The sequence below is a fragment of the Nonomuraea ferruginea genome, from assembly GCF_039540635.1.
In the GTDB taxonomy this organism is placed as follows: Bacteria; Actinomycetota; Actinomycetes; order Streptosporangiales; family Streptosporangiaceae; genus Nonomuraea; species Nonomuraea ferruginea.
Window position 1 is genome coordinate 187732 of record NZ_BAABFD010000013.1, and the last position, 14905, is coordinate 202636.

The 14905-nt window shown below is 72.3% G+C and carries 15 protein-coding genes; 5 read left to right on the plus strand and 10 right to left on the minus strand.

Annotated features, from left to right (window positions below; all coding sequences use genetic code 11):
- Window positions 1–20 precede the first annotated feature (20 nt).
- Window positions 21–1295 (plus strand): MFS transporter, encoded by a 1275-nt coding sequence (locus tag ABD999_RS24875; RefSeq protein ID WP_271275812.1) that lies wholly within the window; start codon window positions 21–23, stop codon window positions 1293–1295.
- Entirely contained in the window at window positions 1292–2293 is a 1002-nt protein-coding gene (locus ABD999_RS24880) for an alpha/beta fold hydrolase (protein ID WP_271275811.1), read from the plus strand. Before ABD999_RS24875 ends, ABD999_RS24880 begins: the two co-directional genes overlap by 4 nt.
- Window positions 2294–2299: 6 nt before the next feature.
- Here ABD999_RS24880 and ABD999_RS24885 read toward each other — a convergent pair whose 3' ends face one another.
- Both ABD999_RS24885 and ABD999_RS24890 read right to left on the minus strand, forming a co-directional pair.
- Complete coding sequence (locus ABD999_RS24885) at window positions 2300–4297, minus strand: glycosyltransferase family 2 protein (RefSeq protein ID WP_148029175.1); 1998 nt, start codon at window positions 4295–4297, stop codon at window positions 2300–2302.
- Between the two features lie 70 nt (window positions 4298–4367).
- Complete coding sequence (locus tag ABD999_RS24890) at window positions 4368–5060, minus strand: aggregation-promoting factor C-terminal-like domain-containing protein (protein WP_246639506.1); 693 nt, start codon at window positions 5058–5060, stop codon at window positions 4368–4370.
- A gap of 283 nt (window positions 5061–5343) precedes the next feature.
- Here ABD999_RS24890 and ABD999_RS24895 point away from each other — a divergent pair, with 283 nt between their 5' ends.
- The 3 genes from ABD999_RS24895 to ABD999_RS24905 are packed head-to-tail and all read left to right on the plus strand — an operon-like array spanning window position 5344 to window position 7944.
- Complete coding sequence (locus ABD999_RS24895) at window positions 5344–6018, plus strand: response regulator transcription factor (protein WP_148029174.1); 675 nt, start codon at window positions 5344–5346, stop codon at window positions 6016–6018.
- Window positions 6019–6025: 7 nt separating this feature from the next.
- Complete coding sequence (locus ABD999_RS24900; RefSeq protein WP_148029173.1) at window positions 6026–7438, plus strand: sensor histidine kinase; 1413 nt, start codon at window positions 6026–6028, stop codon at window positions 7436–7438.
- Complete coding sequence (locus tag ABD999_RS24905; RefSeq protein ID WP_148029172.1) at window positions 7435–7944, plus strand: hypothetical protein; 510 nt, start codon at window positions 7435–7437, stop codon at window positions 7942–7944. The genes ABD999_RS24900 and ABD999_RS24905 overlap by 4 nt, the downstream gene beginning before the upstream one ends.
- Before the next feature lie 13 nt (window positions 7945–7957).
- Here ABD999_RS24905 and phoH2 read toward each other — a convergent pair whose 3' ends face one another.
- From phoH2 to ABD999_RS24945, 8 genes are all read right to left on the minus strand, one after another.
- Entirely contained in the window at window positions 7958–9277 is a 1320-nt protein-coding gene (phoH2, locus tag ABD999_RS24910; protein WP_261808298.1) for an RNA 5'-3' helicase PhoH2, read from the minus strand.
- A gap of 206 nt (window positions 9278–9483) precedes the next feature.
- A complete protein-coding gene (locus ABD999_RS24915) occupies window positions 9484–10245 on the minus strand; it encodes an isoprenyl transferase (RefSeq protein ID WP_271275810.1) in 762 nt (253 codons plus the stop codon).
- A gap of 54 nt (window positions 10246–10299) precedes the next feature.
- A complete protein-coding gene (locus ABD999_RS24920; protein ID WP_271275809.1) occupies window positions 10300–10857 on the minus strand; it encodes a hypothetical protein in 558 nt (185 codons plus the stop codon).
- 15 nt (window positions 10858–10872) lie between these two features.
- A complete protein-coding gene (locus ABD999_RS24925; protein ID WP_271275808.1) occupies window positions 10873–11721 on the minus strand; it encodes an amidohydrolase family protein in 849 nt (282 codons plus the stop codon).
- A gap of 39 nt (window positions 11722–11760) precedes the next feature.
- Complete coding sequence (locus ABD999_RS24930; protein ID WP_271275807.1) at window positions 11761–12771, minus strand: TIGR04222 domain-containing membrane protein; 1011 nt, start codon at window positions 12769–12771, stop codon at window positions 11761–11763.
- Window positions 12772–12834: 63 nt separating this feature from the next.
- Window positions 12835–13182: an SCO6045 C-terminal-like domain-containing protein gene (locus ABD999_RS24935; protein WP_271275806.1), complete on the minus strand. Its 348-nt coding sequence runs from the start codon at window positions 13180–13182 to the stop codon at window positions 12835–12837.
- Window positions 13179–14003 (minus strand): MbnB/TglH/ChrH family RiPP precursor modification enzyme, encoded by an 825-nt coding sequence (locus ABD999_RS24940; protein ID WP_271275805.1) that lies wholly within the window; start codon window positions 14001–14003, stop codon window positions 13179–13181. Before ABD999_RS24940 ends, ABD999_RS24935 begins: the two co-directional genes overlap by 4 nt.
- A complete protein-coding gene (locus ABD999_RS24945; RefSeq protein WP_271275804.1) occupies window positions 13990–14880 on the minus strand; it encodes a TIGR04222 domain-containing membrane protein in 891 nt (296 codons plus the stop codon). Before ABD999_RS24945 ends, ABD999_RS24940 begins: the two co-directional genes overlap by 14 nt.
- Between the last annotated feature and the right edge of the window lie 25 nt (window positions 14881–14905).

Below are 14905 nucleotides of genomic sequence, written 5' to 3' on the forward strand. Positions count from 1 at the left end.
TCACTCCCTAGCGTGACGGCATGGCCACCACATCCATCAAGAAGATCGTCGGCGCGAGTCTGATCGGCACCACCATCGAGTGGTACGACTTCTTCCTGTACGGCTCGGCAGCCGCACTCGTGTTCAACAAGCTGTTCTTCCCCGAGTCCGATCCGCTCACCGGGACGCTGCTGGCGTTCCTCACCTACGCCGTCGGCTTCGTCGCCCGCCCGCTCGGCGGGCTGGTGTTCGGCCACTACGGCGACCGGTTCGGCCGCAAGACGCTGCTCGTCGTCAGCCTGCTGATGATGGGCGGCGCGACGTTCCTCATGGGCCTCCTGCCCACGCACGCCGCGATCGGCGCGGCGGCGCCGCTGCTGCTCACGACGCTCCGCCTGGTGCAGGGCTTCGCGCTGGGCGGCGAGTGGGGCGGCGCGGTGCTGATCGTCTCCGAGCACGGGGACGCCAGGCGCCGCGGCTTCTGGGCGTCCTGGCCGCAGGCGGGCGCGCCCGGCGGCAACCTGCTGGCGACCGGCGTGCTGGCCGCGCTCGCCGCCTGGCAGCCGGAGGAGCAGTTCCTCGCCTGGGGCTGGCGGATCCCGTTCCTGCTGTCGGGCGTGCTGGTGCTGGTCGGGCTCTGGATCCGGCTGACGATCACCGAGTCGCCGGTCTTCCAGCGGGCCGAGCCGGAGAAGGCGCCGCCGATCGTCGGCGTGCTGCGGCACCACTCCAAGGACGTCGTCATCGCGATCGGCGCGCGGATGGCGGAGAACATCTCCTTCTACCTGCTCACCGTCTTCGTCATCACCTACGCGAAGAGCACCGGGGTGTCGAACTCGACCGTGCTCAACGCGGTGCTGCTCGCCTCGGCCATCCACTTCGTCACGATTCCGATGTGGGGCGCGCTGTCGGACCGGATCGGCCGCCGCCCGACCTACCTCGCCGGGGCGGCCGGCGTCGGGGTGTGGATCTTCGCGTTCTTCCCGCTGATCGACACCGGCAACTTCCTGGCGATCACGCTCGCGGTCACGGTGGGTCTGCTGTTCCACGGCATGATGTACGGCCCGCAGGCGGCCTTCTTCTCCGAGCTGTTCGGGACCAGGATGAGGTACACAGGAGTCTCGATCGGCGCCCAGCTGTCGGCGATCGTGGCCGGTGCGCTGGCGCCGGTGATCGCGGTGGCGCTGCTCCGCGACTTCGGCAGCAGCCTGCCGATCTCCATCTATCTGGCGGCCGCGGCGGTCATCACGCTGGTCGCGGTCTACGCCGCCAAGGAGACGCAGGGACGCGACCTGGCCGAGAGGATACGCGCGTGAAGGTCACCACGCCGAGGCTCACCCAGCACGTCAGGACCGTCGACGGCAGGACCGGCGAGCCGGTGCTGTTCGTGCACGGCAACGTCTCCTCCGGCGCGTTCTGGCGCGACACCATGGCCGCGCTGCCCGGCGGCTTCCGGCCGCTCGCGGTGGATTTGCGCGGGTTCGGCGAGACCGACTCCCTCCCGGTCGACGCCACCCGCGGCGCGCGCGACTTCTCCGACGACCTGGCCGAGCTGGTCGAGGCGCTGGACCTGGCCCCGGTGCACCTGGTGGGCTGGAGCATGGGCGGCGGCGTGGTGCTCAGCCTGCTGCGCGACCGCCCGGCCGCCGTCCGGAGCGTCACCCTGGTCAACCCGGTCTCGCCGTACGGGTTCGGCGGCACCGAGGGCGCCGGCGGCCGGCTCACCCACCCCGACGGCGCCGGCTCGGGGGCGGGCGGCGTGAACCCCGACTTCGTGGCCAGGCTGGCGGCGGGTGACCTGTCGGACGAGGCGATGACCTCGCCGCGCTCGGTCTTCCGCGCCACGTACGTCAAGAACCCGGTCCCCGATGAGGACTTCTACGTCCGCGCCATGCTCACCACCCGCACCGGCGAGGGCAACTACCCCGGCGACGCGGCCACCTCGGAAGCCTGGCCGCACGTCGCGCCCGGCAAGACGGGCGTGCTCAACGCGATGGCCCCGACCCGCTTCCGGCTGGACGACCTGCACGAGATCGACCCGAAGCCGCCGATCCTGTGGATCAGGGGCGCCGACGACCAGATCGTCTCCGACACCTCGATGTACGACCTCGCCCACCTGGGCGCGCTGGGCCTGGTGCCCGGCTCGCCCGGCACCCCGGCCCAGCCGATGGTCACGCAGACCAGGGCCGTCCTGGACCGCTACGGCCGTTACCGGGAGGCGGTGCTGGCCGACTGCGGCCACAGCCCGCATCTGGAGCACCCGGAGGCGTTCGTCCGCCTGCTGGCCGGACACCTGAGGGAGGCCCGATCCTGACCGCTCTCAGTCCCTGAGGTAGCGGTGCTTGCCCGCGCGCGCCAGCCGGATGAGCCGGCGCGCGCCGGGCAGGCGGCGGGCCAGCCGCAGCCAGGCGGTGTCGCGGGCCAGCGGGAAGCGCCGTTCCGGGGTGACGGCCGTGGCGGGCCGCACCACCGCCCTGCCGTGCCGCAGCTCCACCGCGAACCGCAGCCCGAGCTCCTCCTCGGCGCCGCGCAGCGACGCCAGCCAGACGCCGGGCCCCAGGTTGTCCCTGCCGGGCATCCGCCGCTTGATCGGCACCTTGGCCACAAGCTGGCCGGCCAGCCTGCCGGGCACGCCCGCCTCCACCAGCGCGGGAGCCGACAGCTCGCGCTCGCGCCGCCCGCCCGTGCGCAGCACCAGCTCCAGCGGCGGCCCGCCGCTCGGCGGCACGTACGGCACGGGCAGCACCACCCACAGATGCTCGCCGAGCAGCTTGACGTTCACGCCGGGCGAGACCAGCGCGATCGACTCGGTGAACGAGCGCGGCTCGACGGCCAGCCCCAGCTCCCCCGTGTCCGTCCAGCACGGCACCACCAGCCGCGTCCTGGGCCGCTGGGCGAGCACGCCGAGGCAGTTGAGCGGCCCGTCCGGCCGCCGCACCCGGCTCCTGGCCTGGTGGGCGCCGCCGAACATGCGCACGTGCACCTCCCACTGGCCGGGCCTGAGCGGCTCGCCGTGCGCGGCCGTCGTCACGTCCACCCTGGCCTCGCCGAGGATGCGCACGCGGGCGTGCCTGCGCCCGTCCTGGACCTTGTCCACCTGGTACGCGACGGGTAGGAAGTGCACGTCACCGGTCTCGGCGTGGCGCACGTACACCTCGATGCGGGCGCGCTCGACGGCGCCGGTGACGTCGGTGACGCTCTCCGGCAGCAGCCTGGCGTCGACGGCACGCGGCGGCTTCCAGAACAGCCGGTCGCCGTCCGTCAGGAACCGCTCGGGCCTGCCCTCGCCGCTCAGCACCTCCACGCTCAGCCCGAGCGCCAGCACGTGCGCGTCCCAGCGGACCTCGGTCAGGTCGGCGCGCAGCCCGGCCCGCCGCCCGGAGTTGGCCAGCAGGACGAGCTGGTCCAGCCGTCCGGCCCTGATGAGCGCGGCCACGGCCCTGAGCTGGACGGGCAGGTAGCGGTCGAGGCGCTCGGGGAAGCGCTCTTCGACGAGCTCCTGGACCATGCGGAAGTAGGCGCCCCGGTCGATCGAGGAACCGGCGAACGCGGTCGTCAGGAACGGCCGCAGCACCGCCGAGCGGAACCAGTACGCGTACATCCGGTCACGCTGGCGGCCCTCGCCCACGTACCCGTCGATGTCGCCGAGCAGGGACCGGAGCTCGCGCACGGCGGTGCGCGGCTCCTCGGCGGCGACCTCGCGCGCGCCCAGGTGGCAGCAGACCTGGTCGGCGAGCACCGCGATGATCTTGGCGCGCAGGTAGGCGCGGACCACGAACGCCTGCTCGGCGATGACCCCGCCGGGCACGGCGAAGCCGAGCTCGTGCTCCTCCAGGAAGGCGCGGCGGTAGAGCTTGTGCGGGGTGAGCAGGGTGAGCAGGCGGTCGCGGAGGATGTCGGCGCGGGGCTTGTTGCGGTCGAAGGCGGTCATGGGCGGCCCGCCGTCGCGCACCAGACGCCCCACGAGCACGTCGGCGTCGGCCTCCACGGCCCGCTCGTGCATGCGTTCCAGGCCGTCGCGCGCCAGCCGGTCCTGCTGGCCGAGCATGAAGACGTAGTCGCCCTTGGCGGCGGCCACGCCGACGTTCCGGCCGCGCATGGGGGAGCCCGTGTGCGGCAGGTGCAGCACGCGCACGTTCCTGCGGACCGCGGCGATGGTGTCGAGCCGCTCGGCTATCCCGTCCGTGGACCCGTCGTCCACGAAGATCACTTCGTACGCGTCCGCTGGGAGGGTCTGTTCCAGCGTCGACCGGATGCACGGATCGGCTGAGTCACCCGGATTGTGGACATTGACGATCACACTGACCTTCACACCCATGCGGCCAGCGTGCGGGGTCCTTCCCGGACGGGCGTGACGGCTTGCCGATTACAGGGGGAAAGATGCCTTGTTAATACCATCCCCTGGCCTGGGAGTGCCCCCAGGCTCCACAGGGAGTGCCGTAGCGGCCCTTGATGTAACCGAGACCCCACTTGATCTGGGTGGCGGGGTTGGTCTGCCAGTCGGCGCCGGCGCTGGCCATCTTGGTGCCGGGCAGCGACTGCGGGATGCCGTAGGCGCCGGAGTAGCGGTTCATCGCCCGCTCGTTCCAGCCGCTCTCCTTCTGCCAGAGGCTCTCCAGGCAGCCCCACTGGTCGGTGCCGAAGCCGAACGAGCCGAGCATCTCCTTGGCGACGGCCTTGTTGGAGCCGGGTGAGGGGGTGCTGCCGGGCGGGAAGTTGGCGGGCGGGAAGCCGTCGCCGCCGGGCGCCTTCTTCTTGATGATGATGGTGTCGAGCGGGTCGTTGCCCTGGCGCGACTGCTTCAGCCTGTCGGCCTTGTGCGCCTGCACGGCGGCGGCCTTGAGCTGGTCGGTCTTGGGGTCGGCGCCCGACAGGTCGCCGCTGGCGATGCGGGCGAACTCCTCCAGCGTGGGCCCCTCGACCGGTGGCCTGTTGGCGTTCTCGATGGCGCGGTGGACGACGAAACCGCCGCCGCCGAACACGACCACGGCGGACAGGCCGATGATCATCACCCGCTTGGGGCTCAGCCGCGAACGCTTGCGCGCCGCCCGGGCGGCCTGGCGCGTGGGACGTTCGCTCAAAGTCGGACCTGGACTCACGGTCCATGAGCTTGCCCTGACTTGGGGGGTGCTCCGCAACCGAATCGGTCAATTCGCTTGGCACTCCCTTGGCCAACCAGCAGGTAGGCCCGACTTTCTCCCCTGTGTGATTTTGGTCACACAGGGCGGCCTGCCCTCCGGGCACCCGATTCCGGAGGGAAGGCCGGTATTCAGGGTCGGTCAGCCAGTTGTTCATGGCATGCGCGGCACGTCACAGTTTAGTTACAGAACGCGGGCATACCCGACATAGCACAATAATGTGGCCGTGGCTGGCATTCTCCTCGTCGAAGACGATCCCTCGGTGCGCACGGCGCTCGAACTCGCGCTGTCCCGCCAAGGGCACTCCGTCACCTCGTACACCACGGGCGAGGAGGCTCTCGACCACATCAGGGCGCGCCGTCCCGAGATCGCCATCCTGGACGTCATGCTGCCCGGGATCGACGGCGTCGAGGTGTGCCGGCGCATCCGCAAACTCGACCAGCTCCCCGTGATCCTGCTCACCGCGCGCGGCGACGACCTGGACATCGTGGTCGGCCTGGAGGCGGGCGCCGACGACTACGTGGTCAAGCCGGTCGAGCCGCGCGTCCTGGACGCCCGCATCAGGGCCATCCTGCGCAGGGCCGAGTCCGCCGCCTCCGACCGCATCACCTTCGGCGACCTGGTCATCGACCGGGGCGCGCTCAAGGTGACGCTGGCCGGCAAGGAGATCCACCTGACGCCCACCGAGCTGCGCCTGCTGCTGGAGCTGGTGCGCCACCCCGGGCAGGTGCTCAACCGGCGCTACCTGCTGCGCTCGGTCTGGGACCACACGCACGTCGCCGACTCCCGGCTGGTCGACGCGTGCGTGCAGCGGGTCCGGGCCAAGATCGAGCCGAGGCCCGCCGAGCCGGTGTTCATCCACACCGTGCGCGGCTTCGGCTACCGGTTCAGCCCTCCGTGACCGGCTCGTGATCAGGTTCCCCACCGGGTTCCGCGCCCGGCTCGTCTTCACCTTCACCCTGGTCGCCATCACCGCCTCCGTCCTGGTGGCCACCATCGGGTTCGAGCTGGCCAAGTCCGCGCTGGTGAAGCGCGCCGAGGACACCGCCATCGACCTCGTCACCAGGGAGCTCAACCGGATAACGTTCCCCATCGGCAGGCTCAGGCAGGGCGAGGCCGCGCCCGGCATGAGCGAGCTGGCCGACCTCGCGGACGCGCTCGACGGGCCGGGGCGCAGCGTCGTCATCGAGTACGGCGACCTGCTCCACTCCGACGGCCCGATGACGCTGAACGACGTGCCCAACGAGCTGCACGGCCGGGCCAAGCGGTTCGTCGTCACCCAGCGCAAGGTGGTGCGCAACGAGCTGTGGCTCATCGTCGGCTCCGCCGTCTACCGCGACAACGGCCAGGAGCCCGAGGCCACCGGCCTGCGCGCGTTCGTCTTCTTCCCGATGCGCGACGAGCAGAGCCAGCTCGTCACCCTGCGCACCACGATGGCCCAGGGCGGCGGGGCCATCGTGCTCATCGCCCTGGTGGTGGCGCTGGCGTCGGCGCGGCAGGTGCTGCGGCCCGTCGGGCGGCTCAGCGCGGCCGCGCAGGCGCTCGGCCAGGGCCGCCTGGACACCCGCCTGCCCGTGCACGGCCAGGACGAGCTGGCCGAGCTGACCGCCCGGTTCAACGACGCCGCCGCCGCGCTGGAGCTCAGCGTGTCGGAGCTGCGCTCGCTGGAGGCCATGTCGCGCCGGTTCGTCGCCGACGTCTCGCACGAGCTGCGCACCCCGCTCACCGCGATGACCGCCGTGGCCGACATGCTGTACGAGGAGGCGAACCGGCTGCCCGACGCCCCGGCGGAGGCCGTACGGCTGGTGCTGCACGAGATCGAGCGGCTGCGCGAGCTGGTCGAGCACCTCATCGAGGTGAGCCGCTTCGACGCCGGCACCGCGACGCTCAGCCTGGAGCCGGTGAACGTGGCCGACACGATCCAGGACTGCCTGGAGGTGCGCGGCTGGACCGAGCAGGTGCGGGTCAACGCCTCCCGCAGCCTCGTCGTCAACCTGGATCCGAGCAGGTTCGACGTCATCGTGGCCAACCTGGTCGGCAACGCGCTCAAGCACGGCGCCCCGCCGGTGCTGGTCAACGCCAGGGGCACGGAGAACGGCCTGGAGGTGAAGGTGCGCGACCACGGCAAGGGCATCCCTCCCGAGGCGATGCCGCACGTCTTCGACCGCTTCTTCAAGGCGGGCGCGGGCCGCAGCCGCAGCCAGGGCAGCGGCCTGGGCCTGTCCATCGCGCGCGCCAACGTGCACCTGCACGGCGGCACGATCTCCGTACGCGCGCAGAACCCCGGCACCCTGTTCACGGTCTGGCTCCCGCACGCATGAGGGCGGCACGCGAGCTCCTGGGCGCGGCGGCGCTGGTGGTCGGCGTCGCCGCCTGCGGCATCCCGCCCACCGACGTGATCGAGCGGGCCGCGGCGCCCGTCATAGAGGTCCCGCCCCCGTCCAAGACCATCTACCTGCTCAAGGACGGCGAGCTGACCATGGAGCCCGCCGACGTGAGCTCGGCCTCGGTGGAGAGCCTCCTGCGCGCGCTGTTCGCCGCCTCCACGCAGCCGCTGGGCAAGCTGGACACCGCCCTGCACGGGTTCGTCTTCGACGGCATCGAGGACTCCCTCAACCCCATCCAGCGCGACGAGGTCAAGCTGCCCAGGACCTCCACCCTGACCGTGTACGTGAGGGGCGACGGCACGCTGAGCAAGACGGCGATGGCCCAGATCGTCTGCACGGCCCAGCAGGACACGGCCATCGAGGGCGTGAAGATCGTGCAGAAGTTCGGAGACCGCCCTCCGGTGACGGAGAGCGGTCTCACGTGCGGCGAGCTCCGGTGAGCCCGCCGGACGACTAGATGGTGATGTCCTCCAGCATCTCCGTCACCAGCGCCGCGATCGGCGAGCGCTCCGACCTGGTCAGCGTGACGTGCGCGAACAGCGGGTGGCCCTTGAGCTTCTCCACCACCGCCACCACGCCGTCGTGCCGCCCGACGCGCAGGTTGTCGCGCTGGGCGATGTCGTGCGTGAGCACCACACGGGAGTTGGCGCCGATGCGGCTGAGCACGGTCAGCAGCACCCCGCGCTCCAGCGACTGGGCCTCGTCCACGATCACGAACGCGTCGTGCAGCGAACGCCCGCGGATGTGCGTGAGCGGCAGCACCTCCAGCATGCCGCGGTCGAGCACCTCCTCGATCACCTCGGGCGAGGTGACGGCGCTCAGCGTGTCGAAGACCGCCTGCGCCCAGGGGCCCATCTTCTCGCCCTCGGTGCCCGGCAGGTAGCCCAGCTCCTGGCCGCCGACCGCGTACAGCGGGCGGAAGACGACCACCTTGCGGTGCTGGCGGCGCTCCAGGACGGCCTCCAGGCCAGCGCAGAGGGCGAGCGCCGACTTGCCGGTGCCGGCCCGGCCGCCGAGCGACACGATGCCGATCTCCGGGTCCATCAGCAGCTCCAGCGCGATGCGCTGCTCGGCGGAGCGGCCGTGCAGGCCGAACACCTCGCGGTCGCCGCGCACCAGCCGCACCGACTTGTCGGGCTGGACCCTGCCGAGCGCCGAGCCGTTGGCCGACAGCAGCCGCAGGCCGGTGTGGGTCGGCAGTTCTCTGGCCTCCTCAAGGTCGGCGGTGCCGGAGTCGAAGAGCGACTCGACGTCCTCCGCCGTCACCTGCATCTCGGCCATCCCCGTCCAGCCGGACTCGATGACCAGCCCGGCGCGGTACTCCTCGGCCGCCAGGCCGATCGAGGCCGCCTTGACCCGCATCGGCAGGTCCTTGGAGACGAGCACGACGTCCTGGCCCTCGGCGGCCAGCGAGCGGGCCACGGTGAGGATGCGGGTGTCGTTGTCGCCCAGGCGGAAGCCGACGGGCAGGATGGACGGATCGCTGTGGTTGAGCTCGACCCTGATCGTGCCTTCCCCTGTGGGCATCGGCTCGTCCAGCCGGCCGTGCTCGACCCGCAGCTCATCCAGGTAACGCAGGGCCTTTCTCGCGAAGTAGCCCAGCTCCGGGTGATGCCGCTTCCCCTCAAGCTCCGTGATGACGACGATCGGCAGGACGACATCGTGCTCCGCGAAGCGGGTCATCGCCGCCGGGTCGGCCAGCAGGACCGAGGTGTCCAGCACGTAGGTGCGCTTGGCGGGACTGGTCGTAGGGTTGCTCGAGGACACTGCCACACGTTCTCCCCCGGGCGCCCGTGCGGACGGGCACCCTGCAGACGAGGCGGGATTCGGACCGGACCCGTGCCCCCGACCGCGACGTGCCGCCGGCGCCGGATTCCGGCCCCCTCGGCTCGAATCGGCGCAAAGGCGGGCCCTTTCCGGAATGTCCGGCCTTTGACCGGACACTTCCAACGTTACGTCCCAAGTGCCGGGATGTCCCGTTATGAACCGTAACGCCGGTGTCTCGCGGCGTAATCCCGCAGGGCTCGCAGGAAGTCCACCCTGCGGAAATCCGGCCAGTAGGCCTCGTGGAAGTAGAACTCAGAGTGAGCGCTCTGCCACAACATGAAGCCCGACAGGCGCTGCTCGCCCGAGGTCCGGATGAGGAGGTCCGGGTCGGGCTGGCCGCGAGTGTAGAGATGCTCAGCGATGTGTTCGACATCGAGACCCTCCACGAGGTCCTCGATGCTCGCGCCCCTGCTCGCTTGCTCCTGCAGGAGTGAGCGCACCGCATCGGCAATCTCACGCCTTCCTCCATACCCAACTGCAACGTTCACAATCAGGCCGGGACGGTGCGATGTCACTTCTTTTGCGTTCTTCAGGACATTGGCCGTGCGGTCCGGCAGCAGGTCCAGCGCCCCCACAGGGCTGATCCGCCAGCCCTGGCCGACCAGCTCCTGGACGACGTCCTCGATGATGCGCAGCAGCGGCTCCAGCTCGTTGGGCGGCCGGTTGAGATTGTCGTTGGACAGCATCCAGACGGTGACGACCTCGACCCCGGTCTCGCGGCACCACGTGAGCAGCTCGGAGATCTTGTCGGCGCCCTTGCGATGCCCTTTGGCGACATCGGTCATGCCCATGGCACGCGCCCAGCGGCGGTTGCCATCGATGATCACCCCGACGTGCCGGGGGATGCTGTCCTTGGACAGCTTGGCCTCCAGCCGGCGCTCGTACAGCCGGTAGACCAGGTCGCGCAGGCTCACGGAGTCCCTCCCCAGCGCTGCCATGTACAGGTCGGAAGACCCGACAGGCCATTATCACCGTGTTTCGCCCGTGCCCGTGCCCTGAACGCGGACCTTGCCCGGGTCCGTATTGCCCAGGCAGCCCTCGGCCTCGTCCACCAGAGCACGCACGAACCCCGCCAGCTCACCGGAGGTGAGGATCGCCCGCGTGCCCAGGCCGCCCACGCCCCACGCCTCCACGAAGGCCCTGCGGGTCAGCCGCCACTCGCCGCGCTGCTCAGGCCGGGGTGTCCAGAGGGGGATCGTGCGCAGCTGACAGCGCAGCTCGCCGCCGGCGACGCCGCCCCACCTGCTGCGGTACCGGAACGAGAAGAGTTCGGCCCCGCCCTCTTCCGGCGGGAAGCGGTCGTCGGGATCCGGCCACCGACCGGCCTGCCCGTGGTCGCGCCGGGCCGCCTCCACGCCGCGCGCCAGGCGCGCGAGCCGCCACGCGCACCGCTCGCCGACGGTCCCGTACGGGACGCCGTCGTGGCACAGCTCCAGCGTGACCTCGTACGGCATGCCCGCGCTGTCGTTGCAGAGCACCGGTGTCACGGAGAGAAAGGAGCCGTCGGCGCAGCGTAGTCCCACCACGCCGGTTCCCTTCCCTCACGAAGGCGGGTGAATCTCCTGGTCAAGGCCATAGACGCGGGCGGCGGTCGCGCCGAAGACCTGCTCGGCGCCGGCGCCGCCGAGCAGCGCGCGGGCCGCCTCCAGGACTGTCCGGTAGTCGGCCGCCAGCAGGGCGACCGGCCAGTCGCTGCCGAACATCAGCCGCTCAGGCCCGAAACACGCGACCGCGTGCTCCACGTACGGCCGCAGGTCCTCCACCGACCACCGCTCGTGGTCGGCCTCGGTGACCAGGCCCGACACCTTGGCGAAGACATTCGGGTACGCGGCCGCGGCGGCGATCTTCGTGGCCCACGGCTCCCACTCGCGGTCCCTGATCCGCGGCTTCGACAGGTGGTCGACGACCAGCTTCAGCCCAGGATGGCGCCCGGCCACCGTGACCACGTGATCCAGGTGCCTGGGCAGCAGCGACACCACGTCGAACGCGAGCCCGGCCGCGGCCAGCAGCCCCAGCGACTCCAGCACCCCGTCGCGGACCAGCCAGTCGGGGTCGGGCTCGTCGTGGATCAGGTGGCGGACGCCGACGAACTTCGGGTGCGGCCGGTAGCGGTCGAGGGCCTTCGCCGCCTCGCCCGGGTCGGTCAGGTCGATCCATCCGACGACTCCGGCGATGAACGGGTGCGTGTCGGCGTGCGCGAGCATCGCGTCCGTCTCGGCGCGGGAGTCGGCGGCCTGCACGAGCACCGTCCGATCCACCCCGGTGGCGCGCAGCTCAGGGATCAGGTCCTCGGGGGCGTAGGTGCGGTAGAGCACGCCGGAGGCGGGGGTCAGCCAGGGGTACTCGACGGTCTCGAGGTTCCAGAAGTGCTGGTGCGCGTCCACGATCACAGGGAAAACCTAGGATCTCTGCACCGCCCCCGGCAAGAGTCACCCGCCGCATCCCCCGCACCCGCCGCCTCCGCAACCGGAGCCTCCGCCGTCGCCTCCCGACCCGAAGTCGCCGCCGCCGTCGCCCGCCGGGTCGGTGCCGAGGCCGAACACGGTCCTGTCCTCGCCGGTGCCACCGCCGCAGGCGCCCGCCCCGCAACCCGCGGACCCGTCCTGCACCCGCTTGAGCTCCGCCACGACGCGCGCGTCGTCCAGGTGCTCCAGCCCGAACACCGCGACGGGCGCGAAGGCGAGGATCCGGCCACCGCCCTCCGCGTAGGCGTCCCGCGCCTCCAGCCGCCCTTCACGTACCGCGTAGGCGTCCCGCGCCTCCAGGAGCCGCTCACGTCCCGCGTAGGTGAGCAGATTGTCCATCACCGCCCGCTTGCGCCGGTGCAGCCGCACCCCCCGCGCCCCCATCACGACGAAGACACCCGCCGCGCCGAACAGCACGAAGGCCACCTCGCCCGACAGCTGGGCGACCGGCACGCCCGCGAGCGCCGAGGCGACCGCCACCCCCATCGTCACCCACGACCAGCGGCGCAGCCGACGGAGCAGCGTGCGTACCTGGGCCAACTGGTCGTCCCCGGCCAGCAGCGCCATCCCCTGGAGCCGGTGCCGCACCGCCTCCACCTCCCGGCCCGCGGAGACCTCGCGCCGCGCCTCGGGCACCCCGAGCCGCCCGCCGTGCCGGTCGACGGCGTCGAGCAGGGCCCGTTCGACGTCGTACTCCCCCGGATCAGCCCCGGCCACCCGGTGCAGCACCCCGCCCCTGGAAAGGCGCAGCCGCCCGGTGCCGAGCAGCGCGGCCAGGCCGGTGTTCACCACCCGCAACGGCCCGCCCGCCAGAAAGGCCAGCTCGTACGTGCCGAGCCCGCGCCCCCGCCTGTCCCGCGCGCCGCCGCGCATGCGCCGGTACGCCTCCTCCGCCTGCGACGCGATGCCGGAGACGGACATGCCGAGAAGAGCGCCGACGACCACGGCGAGAGTCAACGCGATCATGAACGCCATGACGGCCTCCACCGAGAGAATCGAGAGCGGGTCGCGCTCTGATGCCATGGTCTCGCCGGGAAGTCAGCGACGCAGCAGCCGTGACCACCAGAGTCTGCTACCGGCGGGCCGTGTCCTCGCCCGCCGCCGGAGCCAGGCGGCGAAGTCGTCGGCGTCCGCCCGGTAGCCGGACGGCGGCTCGGCCCGCTCCGCCGCGTAGGCGGCGAACAGCGCCGCCAGGTCGTCCCCGGCAGCCGCCGCGGCGTCCGGACGCAGCCTCGCCACCACGCTCCTCCGCTTGGCGACCAGGCTCCAGGCCTGCACCCGCATCCGTTCGGCGTCGAACCCTTCCGGCACCTCGCCCCCGGCCACCAGGGCGGCCACCACCCGCCCCTGCCGCTCCGCCAGCCTCCGCCGCGGCTCCTCGTTCACGAGGGGATCCTCGTCATGGCGGCGGCGACGCGGGACAGCTCGGCCGCGAGCGCGGCGTCGCTCGGGTAGGCGTCGTCCCATTCCAGCAGGACGCCCGGCGGGGCGGCGCGGGCGCAGAGTTCGGCCAGGACGTCCAGGATCGCCTCGGGCACCGTGGCGGTGTGGGTGTCGTGCCAGAGCCCGCCGTGCTCCTCGCCGCCCGCGACGTGGACGTAGGCGAGCCGCGAGAGCGGCAGCCGGTCCAGCGCCTCGACGGCGGACAGGCCGAGGTTGACCTGGTTGGTGTAGAGGTTGGCCACGTCGACGAGCAGCAGCACGCCGGTGCGCTCGACCAGCTCGGCCAGGAACTCGGCGTCGGTCAGCTCGTCGTCGGGCCAGCCGAACAGGGCCGCCACGTTCTCCAGGGCGAGCGGCACCGGAAGGGCGTCCTGGGCGCGGCGCACGTTCTCGGTGACGACGTCGAGCGCCTCCCGGGTGCGCGGCACCGGCAGCAGGTGACCGGCCTCGACACCGCCCGCCCTGACGAACGCCAGATGCTCGCTGACCAGCGGCGAGTCCAGCGCCAGGGCGCACTCCGCCAGGTGGGACAGCCGGGCGGGGGAAGGCGGTTCGGCGCCGCCGACGCCGAGTCCGACGCCGTGGGGCACCACGGGCACGCCGCGCCCGCGCAGCACCCGCAGCGACTCGGGCAGCCGGGCCGGCCGGATGTGCTCGGCGACCACCTCGACGAACTCCACCCCGGGCAGCCGCTCGACGGTCAGGTCGATCTCGGCCCGCCAGCCGATCCCCAGCCCGAGCCTGGGCAGCTCAGCCGCCGCCACCGCAGCCACCTCCTCCGCAGCCCGACCCGCCGCCGTCCCCGCCGCCGGAGTCGCCGTGGGAGCCGCACGCGGCGGCGCCGCTCGACACGGGCGCCTTCTGCCGCCGGGACGACCTGGCCAGCTCAGTGAACCGCGGCTCGTCCCGCCCGTCCAGACCGTGCAGCGCCACCGGGATCGCGGGGCCGAGCCGCTCCTGGGAAGCCGTCAGCGTCTCTCGCCCGTACCGCTCCAGCACCTGGCGGCCCGCCCACGTGGGCGCGTCGCGCAGGGCGCGGCGCTCGCCGGCGTGGCGGGTGAAGCCGACGACGCCGGTCGCCGCCATGGCGAGCGTGCTCAGGCCGGTGAACCCGTCGGGCGCGAGCACGGACGCGACGGCCCCCGCCGCCGCCATGCCCCAGGCCAGTACGGGGACGGCCAGCAGGAGAGCGAGCTTGGCGCGTACCGGGCCGATGCCGGACGGCCGGTGCACCAGCCCCGTGCTCACGAGCCGCCGCCGCAGCCCGGCCACCTCGGACCCCCGGGCGACGGTCCGCAGGGCGCGGCCCGCGTCCATGCCGCCGGGGCGGGCCCGTACGGCGGTGAACAGGGCGCGCTCGACGTCGGCGGCGGGCTCCGCGGCCCCCGCCACGGCGTGCAGGTCGCCTCTCCTGTCGAGGCGCAGCGCCTCGGCGGTGATGAGGACGGCGGCGGCGGTCTCGGCGACCCGCGACGGCCCGCCGGCCAGGAAGGCCAGCTCGTACGCGTCCAGGTCGGCGGACGGAGCGGGGCCGGGCCCGGCGCGGCGGGCGTCGAGCCGGATGGACTTGACCGTCAGCCAGACTCCCCCGCACATCACCGCACATCCGGCGAGTGCCAGCACGAAGTGTAAAGCCCCCATAAAGAACCTCCCGTGTACCGGATAG